Here is a 14,090-nt window from a genome sequence, read left to right on the forward strand (position 1 = left end):
ACGGGAACTATGAAAAAGTCCATCCGCACGGGAGCCTTTGCTCTCGTGGTTGCCGTGGTCACCCTCCTGGCGTTCGTGAATGCCGCGGCATCCGGCGGCACCGCAACAGCCCGCAGCAAACTCACCCTGATTGCGCCGGCGGCACCCGGCGGCGGGTGGGACGGTTTCGCCCGGGAGGCGCAGCAGGGCCTGCGCAGCAACGGTGTGGTCAACAACCCGCAGGTAGTCAACGTCCCCGGAGCCGGCGGCACCATCGGCCTGAGCCAGTTCGTCCAGACACCGGGGCGGGAGGATGCCCTCCTCGTCACGGGTGGCGTTATGGTGGGCGCCATCGAACTGGCGGACAATCCGGAGTCCATGGCCGACGTCGTACCTATTGCCCGCCTCGCCGATGACTTCGCGGCGCTGGTGGTCCCGGCCGATTCGGAGTTCCAGACCCTCGACGACTTCCTCGCGGCATGGAAGGCGGACCCGGGGGCCAACTCGATCGGTGGCGGCTCCCTCGGATCCATCGACCATCTGCTCAGCGGACTGCTCGCGCAGAAGATCGGCATGGATCCGAGCACCGTGAACTATGTGGCGTACTCCGGCGGCGGCGAGGCGCTGACCTCCCTGCTGTCCCACACCACTGCCGTCGGGATGTCCGGATACAACGAAGTAGCGGACCAGATTGAGTCCGGCACCCTGCGCGCGCTGGCCATTTCCTCCGCGGAGCGGCTCGACGGCGTGGACGTACCCACCTTCAGGGAACAGGGCGTGGACGTATCGATGTCCAACTGGCGCGGCGTCGTTGCCGCCCCGGGAATTTCGGATGAGGCGAAGGCCGAGTTCATTTCCATCATTACGGAACTGCGCGAATCGGATGACTGGAAAGAGACCCTGGAGCGCAACAGCTGGACGGACAGCTTCGCCACCGGCGAGGAATTTGAAGCCTTTATAGAAGAAGAAGTCGCCACCGCGCAATCAATTGTTAAGGAGCTCGGACTATGAGTCTTGCCCAGGACAAACCGGCTCCCCTGCAGCGGACGGCGCCGCACCGGAGTCCCGCGCTTGAGGGCCGCAGCGAATTGATTGTGGTGGCGGTGCTGTATGCCCTTGCCGTTTTCCTCACCGTCGGCACCGTCTCCATGAACGTCCAGGGCAGTGCCGTACCCGGGCCGCAGTTCTTCCCGGTGCTGGTCAGTATTGCCCTCTACGTAGTGGCCACGGCGTTGGCGGTCTCCGTCATCCGGCGGCCGAATGTGCCGGACACCCGCATCCACCCCGGGCACGGCAACTTCTCCGGAGCCATGCTCGATGACCTGGCCGGCGAACACGAGTTCTCCACACCGCACCCGTCCGCCGACGCAGCCCATCCCACCTGGAAAACCTACTCCGACTGGCGGACGGTGGGCCTGGTGGTGGGCGGAGTGGTGGTCTTCACCGCAGCGCTGAACATCCTGGGCTGGATCATCAGCGCCGCGTTCCTGTTCTGGGTGATCTGCTACGCCATGGGCAGCAAGCGCCCCGGCTTTGATGTCGGGGTCTCCCTGCTGTTCTCCTCCATTGTCCAGCTGGCCTTCGGCGCCGGTCTTGGTCTCAACCTGCCCTCCGGCTTCCTGGGAGGGATGTTCTGATGGATCAGCTTGCACTGCTTTTTGAAGGGTTCGCGCACGCGCTCACGCCCGTGAACCTGCTCTGGGTCTTTATCGGTGCCGTACTTGGCACGGCCGTGGGCGTCCTGCCCGGACTCGGCTCGGCCATGGCGGTGGCACTGCTGCTGCCCGTGACCTTCTCGCTGGAACCGACGGCGGCTTTCATCATGTTCGCCGGAATCTACTTCGGCGGGCTCTTCGGTGACTCCACGGCAGGCATCCTGCTCAACACGCCGGGCAACTCCTCGGCCATCGCCTCCACCTTCGAGGGGCACCGGATGGCCAAGAACGGCCACGCCGCCAAGGCCTTGGCCACCGCCGCGATTGGTGCCTTCATCGGCGGGCTGATCGCCACAACGCTGGTGGTGTTCTTCGCGCCTACCCTCGTCCGCCTGGCCACTGTCTTCGGCCCGGCTGAGTACTTCGCCCTGGCGGTCTTCGCCTTCCTGGCCATCTCCGCCGTCGTCTCCGAATCGGTCATCCGGGGAGTCGCCGCACTGTGCATCGGCCTGGCCCTCGCACTGGTCGGCATTGACGGACCCAGCGGCACGGCCCGCTTCACCCTGGGTCTGCCGCAGCTGTTCGATGGCATCTCCATCATCGTGATCACCGTGGGGCTGCTGGCGCTGGGGGAGGTGTTCCACGTAGCCTCACGGATCCACCGCGACCCGGTGGCCACCAGGATCAAGGCGGGTGGCAATGCCCGGATCAATCTCCGCGACTTCCGCAAAGCGCTTCCGGCCTGGCTGCGCGGCACCGCGTTCGGTGCACCCTTCGGGCTGATCCCGGCGGGCGGTGCCGAGGTGCCCACCTTCCTGGCGTACGGGACGGAGAAGCAGCTGGCCAAACGCCGCAACGACCCCGAGTTCGGCACCACCGGCTCCATCAAGGGGCTGGCCGCACCGGAAGCGGCGTCGAACGCCACCGCGGGAACGGCGATGGGCGCGTTGCTGGCACTGGGGCTGCCGACGTCGGCGACGGCGGCAATCATGCTCGCCGCCTTCCAGCAGTACGGCATGCAGCCGGGCCCGTTGCTCTTCGAGCGCAGCGGGGACCTGGTGTGGGCACTGCTGGCCTCACTGTTTATCGGCCTGGTGATGCTCCTCATCATCAACCTGCCGTTCGCAAGTGTCTGGGCCAAGCTGCTGAGTATCCCGCGGCACTACCTCTACGCCGGCATTACGGTGTTTTCGGTGCTGGGCGTCTACGCGGTGAGTTCCTCGCTCATCGACCTGTGGCTGCTCATCGCCATCGGGCTGGTCGGCTTCATGATGCGCCGCTACAGCATCCCGCTGGCTCCGGTCCTGATCGCGGTGATCCTCGGCCCGATGGCCGAGACGGAACTGCGGCGGGCGCTGGCCGTGTCCGAAGGGGATCTGGGCATCCTGGTCGGCAGCCCGATCACCGTCACCCTCTACTTGGTGCTCGTGGTGGCGCTGGCCGTCAGCGCAGTGCAGCATCTGCGCCACCGTCGGGATGACCGCCGCGCGGCAGACGCTGAACCGGAGCACGAAACGGTCTAGCAGGTTCACCCGGAGGCGACGGCGGCCAGACGCGGCCGTCCCCGCGGCCGTCCCCTCCGGCGGGAGTTAACAGCCCGTTCGCCGACAGGTTGATCTTCCTCGCACCGGACGTTTCGGTGGGGTCCGGCACCAACGGCCGGGATACGATGCTGAACAGCAACCGCACCCCACCGAAAGACCCCGATGTCACCCCGCAAACTGTTCCGCAGCCTCGCACTGGCCGAAGCCGTGACCTGGACCCTGCTCCTGATCGGCATGTTCGCCAAGTACGTGCTGGACTTCGAAGCCCTCACGCCCATCTTCGGCGGCCTGCACGGCTTCGTGTTCCTCGCTTACGGCGTGGTCACCCTGTTTGTCTGGGCCAACCAGAAATGGCCGGCACGTACCGGCATCCTGGGCCTGGCCACCACGGTGATCCCGTGGGCCACCATTCCCTTCGAAAAGTCCGTGGACCGCCGCGGCCTGCTGAACGGCGGCTGGCGGATGGCACCGGGCGGCGGCGAGCCCACCAACGCCGTGGACCGGGTCTCGGCCCTCGTCCTGCGCCGGCCCATCGTGGCGGGGATCGTGGCGCTGGTGGCCGTTGCCGTGGTCTTCAGCGTCCTGCTGTACCTGGGCCCGCCGGTTCCTCAGGGATAACTGTTCCGAACGGGATAACCGCTAGGACTCCGCGGGCAGCGGGGCGGCACCGGCGGCGCCTGGCTCTGCACCGGGCTTACCACCGGGACGCAGCCGACGCCGGTCCGGACGGTTGGTACGTCCCCCGCGGTACGCCGTCGTCCCCGTCGCCAGGATGAGGACGATCAGGACGGCACAGCCGATGATCACCGAGACCATGGCCATGGCGCCGCCGCCCAGGATCCCGACCAGCGGGCTGATGATCCCGGCCAGGCCCACCTGCAGCGCCCCGATCAGCGCTGCGGCACTGCCGGCCATGTGGCCGTAGTTGTTCAGGGCGAGGATGGAGGAGTTCGAGGCAATGAAGCCGTGCATGCCCAGGACCAGCCACAGCCCGGCGGTCAGGCCGGCGACGCCGCCCAGACCGGTTAGTACGATCACCGGCAGCAGCATGGCCAGACCCAGCAGCAGGAGCACAGCGAGCCGCAGGATTCCCAAGGGGTTATAGCGGCCCACGAGCCAGGCGTTGAGCTGTGCGGAAATCACCATGCCGACGCCGTTGATCGCGAACACGGCGGCGTACTGCGCCGGGCTGAGTCCGTATTCGTCCTGGAAGACGAACGGTGAACCCACCACGTAGCTCATGATTACGGCCATGCCCAGGCCGGGAATCGTGGCCAGCGCCAGGAACTGCCGGTCCTTGAGCAGGACCCGGAAGCCGCTGAACGTACTGGCACCGCCCTTGGTCCGGCGGCGTTCCGGCGGCAGGGTTTCGGGCATCCACTTCAGGACAATTGCTCCGAGGACGACGCCGATCAGGGCCAGAGCGAGGAACACGGCACGCCAGTTCCACAGCCCGGAAACCGCCTGCCCGATGGTGGGGGCCAGCAGTGGGGCCAGACCGATGATCAGCATCAGCCGGGAAAGCATCGCGGCTGCGGAGGATCCGGTGAACCGGTCCCGCACCACGGCCAGGGCCACCACGCCGGCGGCGGCGTTGAAGAAGCCCTGCAGCAGGCGCAGCACAATCAGCGCCCCGATGTTGGGCGCGAGGAAACACAGCAGCGACACCACCACGTGCAGGGCAATGCCGATGATCAGCGGCAGGCGCCGGCCGAAGCGGTCCGAGAACGGACCGATCACCAACTGCCCGACGGCGGCACCAAGCAGCGTGCCGGAGAGGGTGAACTGCGCCGCGGCGGCGCTGGTGTGCAGGTCCTCGGCTACCTCCGGCAGCGCCGGAAGGTACATGTCGGTGGTCACCGCCGGGAGCGCAGCCAGGGCACCGAGCATCAGGATGTACTTGATGCTCGTGCGGGCTGCAGTGCGGTTTCGTGTTCCAGTTTCGGGCGGGGTATCGCTCACAGGCACTCCTGGTGCGGGTTGCGGTTTTCTAAATCCTTACGGGTGCCGGACGCCGGCTCCAGCCAGCACGGCGCGGTAGCCTTCCCGGTACGTGGGGTAGGCAAACTCGAATCCCGTGCCGCGCAGCCGCCGGTTGCTCAGCCTGCGGTTGCCGCCGCGGCTGGTGGATGTTTCGCTTGCGGGCGGCAGTTGCCGGCCCAGTTCGGCGGCGAGGAATCCGAGCACATCTGCCAGCTCCACCGGCTCCATATCCACTCCAACATACAGGGGCGCGGGAGAGGAAACCCGGGTGGTGAGGTGCACGATGGCAGCGGCGGCGTCGTCCCGGTGGATCCGGTTGGTCAGCTGGGTCCGTGCCGGGACGACGGCGGTTCCTGCGGTGACGGAGTCGATCAGCCGGGTGCGTCCCGGCCCGTAAATGCCGGATAAGCGCAGCACCACCGCGTCGGGCCGCCGGGTGTGCAGCAGCTGCTCGGCCTCGAGGATCACGGCACCGGTGGCCGACGCCGGGGCGGCCGGTGTTTCCTCGTCCACCTCGCCGCCGTCGGCGTCGCCGTACACGGCGGTGGAGGAGACGAAGAGGATGCGCCGCGGCTGCACGCCGTCGCGCTCCAGGGCGTCCAGGACGTTCGCGGTACCGGTGAGGTAGGCCGCGCGGTAGGCCTCTTCGGTCCGCTGGTCGGCGGCCACCGCAATCACGACGACGTCGGTATCCGCCGGGATGTGCGGCAAATTCCCGGCGGTCAGGTCCACTGCGGAGCCGGTGATTTGCGCCGGGAGCTTCTCCGGCGAGCGGCGCCAGCCCAGCACGGAAAAGCCGGCCGCAGCGAACCGCAGGCCGGCTTCCGTGCCCAGATCGCCGCAGCCGGCGATCAGGACCGTCATGTTCTACTCAGCCAGGGCGGAGATGACGGCCTTGGCCACATCCTCGCTGGACTGGGGGTTCTGGCCGGAGATCAGGTTGCGGTCGCGGACCACGTAGCTGGTCCAGGCCGGACCGGTCTCGATCTCGGCGCCCTTGTTCCGCAGGACTTCCTCCACGAACCAGGGGGTGTTCTCCCCGGTGCCGCCATTGAGCTCTTCCTCGTCCGTGAAGACGGTGAGCTTGCGGCCGGCGAAGATGAATTCGCCGTCTTCGGTCTCGGCAGCCAGCAGGCCGGCGGGGCCGTGGCAGAACGGGGCAATGATCTTGCCCGCGGCGTCGGCCTCAATGAGGATCCGGCCCATGTCCTTGTCGAAGGCCAGGTCCGCCATGGGGCCGTGCCCGCCCGGCATCACTACGGCGTCGTACTCAGCGGTATCCGCGTCGGCGAGCACCAGCGGCGAGGAGAGCTCGGCGTCGATGAAGGAGATGTACTGCGTGAAGGCTGCGGCCTTTTCCACGCTGCCGGCCGACTCGGGGGCCAGGGACACCTGGTCTACGGTGGGCTTGGCGCCGCCGGGGGTGGCGATGCGGACGGTGTGTCCGGCCTCGCGCAGCACGCGGTGCGATTCAACCAGTTCTTCGGCCCAGTAGCCGGTGGGGTGTTCGCTGCCGTCCCTCATGGTGAGGGAGTCTGCTGCGGATACAACCATCAGGATATTTGCCATGCGTTCTATCTCCTCTGCTTGGCGGGAAAAGCGGAAAGTGTTGTTACTTGGCCGGGGCGGCTGCGGCGCCGGCGGCGTCCAGTTCGGCGAAGGTGGCGTCGTCGAGCTCGATGTTCGCGGCGCCCAGGTTGTCCTCGAGGTGGGCGATGGAGCCGGTGCCCGGGATCGGCATCATCACGGGGGAGCGGCGCAGCAGCCAGGCCAGGGCTACCTGGGAGGTGCTGGCGTTCAGGCGCTTGGCGGCTTCGTCCACGGGGCCGCCCGGCTGGGCCAGCTCGCCGGCGGAAATCGGTGCCCACGGGATGAAGCCGATGCCGTTGTCCTCGGCGTACTTGAGCACGTCCTCGGAGGAACGGTCGGTGAGGTTGTATCGGTTCTGCACGGTGGAGACGGTGAAGAACTTCGCAGCTGCCTTCAATTCCTCAACGGAAACCTGGGACAGGCCGAGGGCCTTGACCTTGCCCTCCTGCTGGAGGTCGCGCAGGACGGCGAACTGCTCTTCGGGATCAACCTTGGGGTCAATGCGGTGCAGCTGCAGCAGGTCCAGGGAGTCTACCTTCAGCTTGCGCAGGGCGAGTTCGGTCTGCTGGCGCAGGTACTCGGGGCGGCCCACCGGAACCCAGACGTCCGGACCGGTGCGGACGAAGCCCACCTTGGTGGCGATGCGGACGCCGTCGGGGTACGGGTAGATCGCTTCGGCGATGATTTCTTCGCTGATGTTCGGTCCGTAGGAGTCGGCGGTGTCGATGAAGTCGACGCCCAGCTCGACGGCGCGGCGCACCACGTCGACGGCGGTTCCGCGGCTTTCCGGTTCGCCCCAGACACCGGGTCCCACAATGCGCATGGCACCGAAGCCGAGGCGGTGTACGGTGCCCAGGTCCTTCAGATCGATGGTGGGGGACAGGGCGGGGGAAGTTTCCGTCGTATCAGTCATATAGGCGTCAACATACGGTGCGTCCGGGTTTATTCCTCAGCAGCCTTAGTTCTGCACGAGGCCTCCGGACCGTTCCTGTCCGGAAAGGGGCTGTTGGCGGGGCGCGGGCGGGGTCTACCTTGGCTGCATGGACTGGAAAATCGAGCTTGTCCCCGTGCCGGTGTCCGACGTCGACGCCTCCAAAAACTTCTACGTGGACCAGGTGGGTTTTAACGCCGACTTTGATGAACGGGTGGATGATAACCTGCGTTTTGTGCAGCTGACGCCGCCCGGCTCCGCCTGCTCCGTGGTCATCGGCCCCGGCACCACCGACATGGTTCCAGGCACCCAGCGGATCCAGGTGGTGGTGCCCAGCGCCGCCGATGCCCGGCAGCACCTGGTGAACCACGGTGTGGCCGCGAGCGAGATCACCCCGCTGGACTGGGGCACCTTCGTGTACTTCAGCGACCCGGACGGCAACCAGTGGTCGCTGCAGGAACTTCCGGAGATTCCTCCCACACTGCCGTCGGAGTCCTTATAGGGAACCCGCGGTGGAGCGCTCCGTCCCGGCGTTCGTCCCCTCGGGCATATCAATCCTCGGGTTTATATTGAAAGATGGTTCCACCCGAGGAGGTGCAGCGCTGCACTTCCGCTGAAAGGCAGCCATGAAGATTGCACTGTTTGCCACCTGCATTGTGGACGCCATGTACCCCTCCACCGGGCGAGCCACGGTGTCGATCCTGGAGCGGCTGGGCCACGATGTTGTGTTCCCGGCAGGTCAGGCCTGCTGCGGGCAGATGCACCTGAACTCCGGGTACTTCCCGGAAGCGGTGCCGGTGGTCCGCAACCATGTGGAGGCCTTCGAAGCCCAGGATTACGACGTCGCCGTGGCGCCTTCGGGTTCCTGCGTCGCCTCGGTGAAGCACCAGCACGCGATGTTGGCCCGCTCCATAGGAGACGCGGACCTCGAAACCCGGGCCACCGCCGTCGGCGCCCGGACCTACGAACTCTCCGCCCTGCTGACCGATGTGCTGGGCGTGACGGATGCCGCCACACAGCTGGGCTCCTGGTATCCGCACCGGATCACCTACCACCCCAGCTGCCACGGCATGCGGCTGCTGCGGCTGGGGGACCGGCAGGCGGATCTGCTCCGTACCGTGGAGGGACTGGAGCTGGAACCGCTGCCCGAAGCGGATCAGTGCTGCGGCTTCGGCGGCACCTTCTCGCTCAAGAACTCGGACGTCTCGTCGGCAATGCTCGCGGACAAGAATGCGAACATTGCGGCCACCGGCGCAGAGCTGTGTACAGGCGGCGACGCATCCTGCCTGATGCACATCGGCGGTGGGCTGTCCCGGCAGGGCAGCACCATCTCCACCCTCCACTTCGCCGAAATACTGGCCAGCACCCGTGACAACCCAGCTCCCGCCCCGGATGCGCTTCGCGGCCCGGCCCGGAAAACCGCCCACACCACCGGAAAGGCCGGCTGATGAGCCCCACTTACCTTGGCATGCCGGGGCTGCCCGTCTACGGTGACGGGAACCTCCACGCATCCGAAGCATTTCCAGCAGCCGCCAGGCGGGAACTGGGCAACGCGCAGCTGCGCGCCAACCTCGGCCACGCCACGCACACGATCAGGGACAAGCGGCTGCGCGTGGTGGCCGAACTGCCGGACTGGGAAGACCTGCGCGAGGCCGGCAGCGCCATCAAGGCGTCGGTCATGGCACGGCTGCCCGAGCTGCTGGAAGAATTCGAAAAGAACTTCACGGCGCGCGGCGGCATCATCCACTGGGCACGGGACGCCGATGAGGCCAACGGGATTGTCCGCGACCTGATCCGGGACGCAGGCGCGGACGAAGTGGTCAAGGTCAAGTCCATGGCCACGCAGGAAATCGGCCTCAACGAGTACCTCGAAGAGCAGGGCATTTCCGCGTTAGAAACCGACTTGGCGGAGCTGATTGTCCAGCTGGACCATGACAAACCCAGCCACATCCTCGTGCCGGCCATCCATAAGAACCGCGCCCAGATCCGGGAAATTTTCCTGCGGGAGATGCCCGACGTCGATCCGGACCTCACCGACACCCCGGCACGGCTGGCCGAAGCCGCACGGCTGCATCTGCGCCGGAAGTTCCTCTCCGCGAAGGTTGCCATTTCCGGTGCGAACTTTGCGCTGGCCGATACCGGCACGCTCGCCGTCGTCGAATCCGAAGGCAACGGCCGCATGTGCCTGACCCTGCCCGACACCCTGATCACCGTGATGGGAGTGGAAAAGCTGCTGCCCTCGTGGACGGACCTGGAGGTGTTTATGCAGCTGCTGCCGCGTTCCTCCACGGGGGAGCGGATGAACCCTTACACCTCGCTCTGGACCGGGGTGACTGAAGGGGACGGCCCGCAGAACGTGCACCTGGTGCTGCTGGACAACGGACGCAGCGCGGCGCTCGCCGACGAGATGGGACGTTCGGCCCTGCACTGCATCCGCTGCAGCGCCTGCATGAATGTCTGCCCGGTGTATGAGCGCACCGGCGGCCACGCTTACGGCTCCACCTATCCCGGACCCATCGGTGCCATCCTGTCGCCGCTGCTGACCGGGATTACGTCTGAGGAGAATGCGTCCCTGCCGTATGCGTCCTCGCTGTGTGGTGCCTGCTACGACGCCTGCCCGGTGAAGATCAACATTCCGGAGATCCTGGTCCACCTGCGCTCGGAGGATGTGGAGAGTCGCCGCGGGACCACGAAGGTGCCGGGACAGATGGACGTCGCCATGAAGGCTGCTTCCTGGGTGATGGGCTCCGGCCGCCGGATGGCCCTGGCGGAAAAAGCACTGCCGTTGGGGAAGCTGGCGGCCGGACCGGACCGGAAGATCAAGAAACTTCCCGGCATGGCGGCCGGGTGGACCCAGAGCCGGGACATCCCGGCTCCGCCCGCGCAGTCCTTCCGGGATTGGTGGGCGAAAGAGCATCACGATCCTGGGTCGGAAGAGCACACCGAATTGGAAGAGAAGGCATGAGCGCGCGTACGGAAATCCTGGACCGGCTCCGGGCGGCCCTCCATGATTCGCCCGAAGCGCCGGAGATCCCCCGGAAGTACCGGCACACCTCAGGCATGAGCGAGGACGAACTCATCGAACTGCTCAGCGACCGGCTGCTGGATTACAAGGCCGGGGTCAGCGTGGTGGATGAAGCCTCGGTCCCGGCCCGGGTTGCCGAGCTGCTGGCTGGAGAGAAGTCCTACGTGGTTCCCGCGGGACTGGATGAGCGCTGGACGGCTCTGGTTCCGGGGCGGGTGGTGGATTCACCGCAGGAACCGCTGAGCGTGGAAGAGCTGGACGGTATCGATGCCGTGGTGACCGGCAGCGCGGCGGCGGTGGCTGAAACGGGGACCATCATCCTGGACGGCAGCCCTGGCCAGGGCCGGCGGGCCTGCTCCCTGATCCCGGACCACCACGTCTGCATAGTGAAGGCAGGTGACATAGCCGGAGTGCTGCCGGAGGCGGTGCGGCGGCTCGACGTCACCCATCCGTTGACCTGGATCAGCGGTCCGAGCGCCACCAGCGACATTGAACTCGAGCGTGTGGAAGGTGTGCACGGCCCGCGGAGGTTGGACGTGGTTATTGTCCGCTGACGCGGAGCACGGGATGAATACCCCTAGAAGCTGCCGGAACTCCCCGCACCGGAGAAGCTTCCCCCAGTGCTGCCGTAGCCCGTGGTGCTGCTGGACTCTCCCCGCGCGGAGCTGATTTCCGTGGTGCCGGTTTCAAGACCGGTATTAAAGGTGCCTACCGTGTAGAAGGCGTAGTAGGGGAAGGCCGTATCCAGGATGGAGGGTTGGTAGCCCTCCCGGCTGCCGGGCCGGCGGGCGCCCTTCTTCTCCAGGGCTTCGCGCATCAGGTCGCGTTCCTTGTCGTTTTTCGCGTACCCGGCAATCACCGTTTCGGAGTGGTTCTTCAACAGATCCGAAAGCTCGCTCCGGGCATCGCGCAGCCGGTCCAGGGCAGTTTCGGGGTTGATGCTTCCCTCCGAGAGCTCGGCTGCCCAGGTCTGCACGTCCTGCCGCACCCGGCCCCGGAACGCGACGAGCGCGGCGGCGGTCGAGGAGTCCTTCTGACCCTCCTTGGAGTCCAGGAGATCGTCGAGTTTGGCCAGGTCGGCTTCGAACGGAGCAACCTGCCGGTCCCAGGCCCGCTCCCACCCGTGCGCCTTGTTGAGTAGGGAATTCGTGTCCGCAATGACGTCATCCAGGCCATCCAGCTCCATTGCCGCATCCGCGTAGTCCTCGATGACGGCGGTGCTGCTGCGCTTCCGCAGGTCCTTCGCCGGTAGGTCATGAGCTGCGTTGTTTTGCCTGGTAGCGGCGTTGTAGCGGGTTCTGAAGGTGCGGTACTGCTCCAGGACCTTGGCTCCGTACGTCGATTCGGAGGGAATGGTCTGGGCGTTCACCTCGGTGGCTTCCAGATCCCGCGTCACGCTGGAATAGGCGGCGTCCGCTTCATTCAGCAGCTTGGTGTTCTTGGCCCCGCGGTGGCGCCGGACTCCAACACCGACCCCTGCGCCTGCCAGCACCGCTACACCGCCCACAACCGACGCTCCGATGAAACCGTCAGAGGCGTACCAGGGCTGGTTGATCAGTTCGGCGGCTTCCTCGGTTGCGGCTATGGTGCCGTCGGTCCACTGGGCTTCGCGGAAAAGATCAGTGACCTCTTCGCGGATGTCTTCCTGCTGGTCCAGGGAAATCTTCCGGTCTTCACCGAAGTAGGTGCCGATATGGCGTCCCACGGGATCCAAGGCAAAGATGAACAGCCCGTCTGCCCATTTCTGTCCGTCCTCGCTGAGCCACTCCGGGTGCTCGGCACGGGCGAAGCTCAGAACGTCCTCATTCAGGTTCGCAGTCCCGCTGCCGTTGTAGGTATATACGGCCACAGTGGTGGGGTCGCGGAACTCAATGTCCTCGATCGCCGGCAGCAGTGTGTTGGCGTCCAGCACCCCGGCGGTGTCCTCGACAACCACTCCTGTCGGCGTCACCGCCGCGGCGGGCGGGATGCCCAAAAGGAAGGCAGACATCAGAAACAGCAGGGCAGTGAGTACGCGGCGCAAGGTCCCCCCTCGTCGTGAAGCGTGGTGCCCCGATCCTAACTGCTCCTCCGCCCGGCCGGACAGGCACCGCAAACCGCCGCGCCGCCTTCGTGCCCCGACGACGACGGCGGGTGTGGTGCGGTACGGCGAAGCCTCCGCTAGGCCGTGAGTTCGTTGTGCTCCTGCAGGGCGGACCGCGCCGGAGCCGAAGTCACCGCGTCCAGGAACCCGATAGTTTCCGCCAGTACCTCGCGTGCTTCCGGCCGGTCCAGCCGGAACTGGTACTCGTGGCCGAGGGCAGGCTTGTAGTCCTCCGGCCAGAATCTGCGGGTCACCGGAACCCCCAGCTCCTCCAGCCGATCGGCAAGGGGGAGGGACTGGTCAGCGGTCAGTGGGTCGCCGTTGCCTCCGGAAATATACGTGGGAGGAAAGTCTGGATTCACGTGGTCAAAGATGGACATGTGTTCTGCGGCGGAGGTGGAGGCCCAGTCCTTCGATCCGGTGTAGGCCCACAACGCCTTCCTCAACCCCCACCCGAAGACGCCGTTGAGCTTGGCAACGGACTGGAAGTCGTAGACCCCGCAATTCAGCAGGATCCCGCGCAGGTGCTGCGGAGCCGCAGCGGGCGTAATACCGGTGCGGCGGGCGTAGTCGGGGTTCGTGATCCCCAGGGCCAGCTGTGCTGCAAGCTGGGCTCCGGCGGAGTCTCCGGCCAGGACAATCCGGTCCGGGTCCAGCCCGTACTTGTCTGCGTGTTCGCGCAGATAGCCCAGGGCTGTGTTCAGTTCCCGGACCGCCGTCGGATAGCAGGCCTTGGGGGAGATGGTGTACCCAACACCCACCACCGCATATCCGTAACCGGCGAGGACCCGCAGGTAGGGTTCCACGTCCTTCTTCGACCCCGAGATCCAGGCGCCGCCGTGGACCCACACCACGACGGGCAGCGGTTTCCTTGCCTCGGTGGGCAGGAAGAGATCCAGGGTGGGGTTCACTGCGGAGCCCAGATACTGCAGCCCGCGATGGCCGGTGATGCTCCCCTTCAGAAGGTGCGGTCCGACCCTGTGCGATTGAAACTTTCCGGCACCGGAGAATACTCCGCGGATCAACAGGGCTGAGGGGCGGGGGTCGCGCTGCAAAGTGGCGGCGGCAACGGTTCCGGCAACGGCGGCCGCCCCGGCCAGGAGCCCCGCTGCCGGCAGCGACAGGACTTTCACGTTTTTAAATTAGGACCGGCCTAAGGGTGCCATTTTGCGCCTTGCCCGCAGGCACGGCTTTCTCCGGCGGTGCCCGTGCGGCATCTCATGGCAGCCAGTGGTTGCCGCCACAGGGGGAGGACCTCCTGGCCCCGAGGCCCAGCCTGTCCCGAGGCCCAGCCCGTGCA

General features: G+C 66.4%; 14 protein-coding genes. 8 read left to right on the forward strand and 6 right to left on the reverse strand.

Annotation, left to right across the window (positions count from 1 at the left end):
* Positions 1 to 9: 9 nt before the first annotated feature.
* From QNO10_RS03310 to QNO10_RS03325, 4 genes are all read left to right on the forward strand, one after another.
* A complete protein-coding gene (locus QNO10_RS03310) occupies positions 10 to 990 on the forward strand; it encodes a Bug family tripartite tricarboxylate transporter substrate binding protein (RefSeq protein ID WP_229949432.1) in 981 nt (326 codons plus the stop codon).
* Positions 987 to 1,616 carry a tripartite tricarboxylate transporter TctB family protein gene (locus QNO10_RS03315; protein ID WP_229949434.1) on the forward strand — a complete coding sequence of 210 codons (630 nt, stop codon included), beginning with the start codon at positions 987 to 989 and terminating at the stop codon, positions 1,614 to 1,616. The genes QNO10_RS03310 and QNO10_RS03315 overlap by 4 nt, the downstream gene beginning before the upstream one ends.
* Positions 1,616 to 3,157, forward strand: coding sequence for a tripartite tricarboxylate transporter permease (locus QNO10_RS03320; RefSeq protein WP_229949436.1), 1,542 nt, complete (start codon positions 1,616 to 1,618; stop codon positions 3,155 to 3,157). The genes QNO10_RS03315 and QNO10_RS03320 overlap by 1 nt, the downstream gene beginning before the upstream one ends.
* Before the next feature lie 183 nt (positions 3,158 to 3,340).
* Positions 3,341 to 3,796 (forward strand): DUF3817 domain-containing protein, encoded by a 456-nt coding sequence (locus tag QNO10_RS03325; RefSeq protein ID WP_229949438.1) that lies wholly within the window; start codon positions 3,341 to 3,343, stop codon positions 3,794 to 3,796.
* A gap of 21 nt (positions 3,797 to 3,817) precedes the next feature.
* Here QNO10_RS03325 and QNO10_RS03330 read toward each other — a convergent pair whose 3' ends face one another.
* Genes QNO10_RS03330 through QNO10_RS03345 form a run of 4 tightly spaced genes read right to left on the reverse strand, consistent with a single transcriptional unit; the run spans position 3,818 to position 7,664 of the window.
* Positions 3,818 to 5,140, reverse strand: coding sequence for a multidrug effflux MFS transporter (locus QNO10_RS03330; protein ID WP_229949440.1), 1,323 nt, complete (start codon positions 5,138 to 5,140; stop codon positions 3,818 to 3,820).
* Positions 5,141 to 5,176: 36 nt separating this feature from the next.
* Entirely contained in the window at positions 5,177 to 6,025 is an 849-nt protein-coding gene (locus tag QNO10_RS03335) for an NAD-dependent epimerase/dehydratase family protein (RefSeq protein WP_229949442.1), read from the reverse strand.
* 3 nt (positions 6,026 to 6,028) lie between these two features.
* Positions 6,029 to 6,730, reverse strand: a complete 702-nt coding sequence (locus tag QNO10_RS03340) for a type 1 glutamine amidotransferase domain-containing protein (protein ID WP_229949444.1) — start codon at positions 6,728 to 6,730, stop codon at positions 6,029 to 6,031.
* Positions 6,731 to 6,773: 43 nt separating this feature from the next.
* Entirely contained in the window at positions 6,774 to 7,664 is an 891-nt protein-coding gene (locus tag QNO10_RS03345) for an aldo/keto reductase (protein ID WP_229949447.1), read from the reverse strand.
* A 127-nt stretch (positions 7,665 to 7,791) separates the two neighbouring features.
* Here QNO10_RS03345 and QNO10_RS03350 point away from each other — a divergent pair, with 127 nt between their 5' ends.
* From QNO10_RS03350 to QNO10_RS03365, 4 genes are all read left to right on the forward strand, one after another.
* The gene (locus QNO10_RS03350; protein WP_229949449.1) at positions 7,792 to 8,184 is read left to right on the forward strand and encodes a VOC family protein; all 393 of its coding nucleotides are present in this window, start codon (positions 7,792 to 7,794) and stop codon (positions 8,182 to 8,184) included.
* A 124-nt stretch (positions 8,185 to 8,308) separates the two neighbouring features.
* A complete protein-coding gene (locus tag QNO10_RS03355) occupies positions 8,309 to 9,130 on the forward strand; it encodes a (Fe-S)-binding protein (protein ID WP_229949451.1) in 822 nt (273 codons plus the stop codon).
* Positions 9,130 to 10,647: a LutB/LldF family L-lactate oxidation iron-sulfur protein gene (locus tag QNO10_RS03360; RefSeq protein ID WP_229949453.1), complete on the forward strand. Its 1,518-nt coding sequence runs from the start codon at positions 9,130 to 9,132 to the stop codon at positions 10,645 to 10,647. The genes QNO10_RS03355 and QNO10_RS03360 overlap by 1 nt, the downstream gene beginning before the upstream one ends.
* Entirely contained in the window at positions 10,644 to 11,261 is a 618-nt protein-coding gene (locus QNO10_RS03365) for a LutC/YkgG family protein (RefSeq protein WP_229949459.1), read from the forward strand. Before QNO10_RS03360 ends, QNO10_RS03365 begins: the two co-directional genes overlap by 4 nt.
* A 23-nt stretch (positions 11,262 to 11,284) precedes the next feature.
* On the opposite strand, the gene QNO10_RS03370 is transcribed toward QNO10_RS03365, so the two are convergent.
* Positions 11,285 to 12,697: a DUF5129 domain-containing protein gene (locus QNO10_RS03370; RefSeq protein WP_229949460.1), complete on the reverse strand. Its 1,413-nt coding sequence runs from the start codon at positions 12,695 to 12,697 to the stop codon at positions 11,285 to 11,287.
* 170 nt (positions 12,698 to 12,867) lie between these two features.
* A complete protein-coding gene (locus QNO10_RS03375; RefSeq protein WP_229949463.1) occupies positions 12,868 to 13,923 on the reverse strand; it encodes an alpha/beta hydrolase in 1,056 nt (351 codons plus the stop codon).
* Positions 13,924 to 14,090 lie beyond the last annotated feature (167 nt).

The sequence above is a fragment of the Arthrobacter sp. zg-Y919 genome, assembly GCF_030142045.1.
Taxonomy (GTDB): domain Bacteria; phylum Actinomycetota; class Actinomycetes; order Actinomycetales; family Micrococcaceae; genus Arthrobacter_B.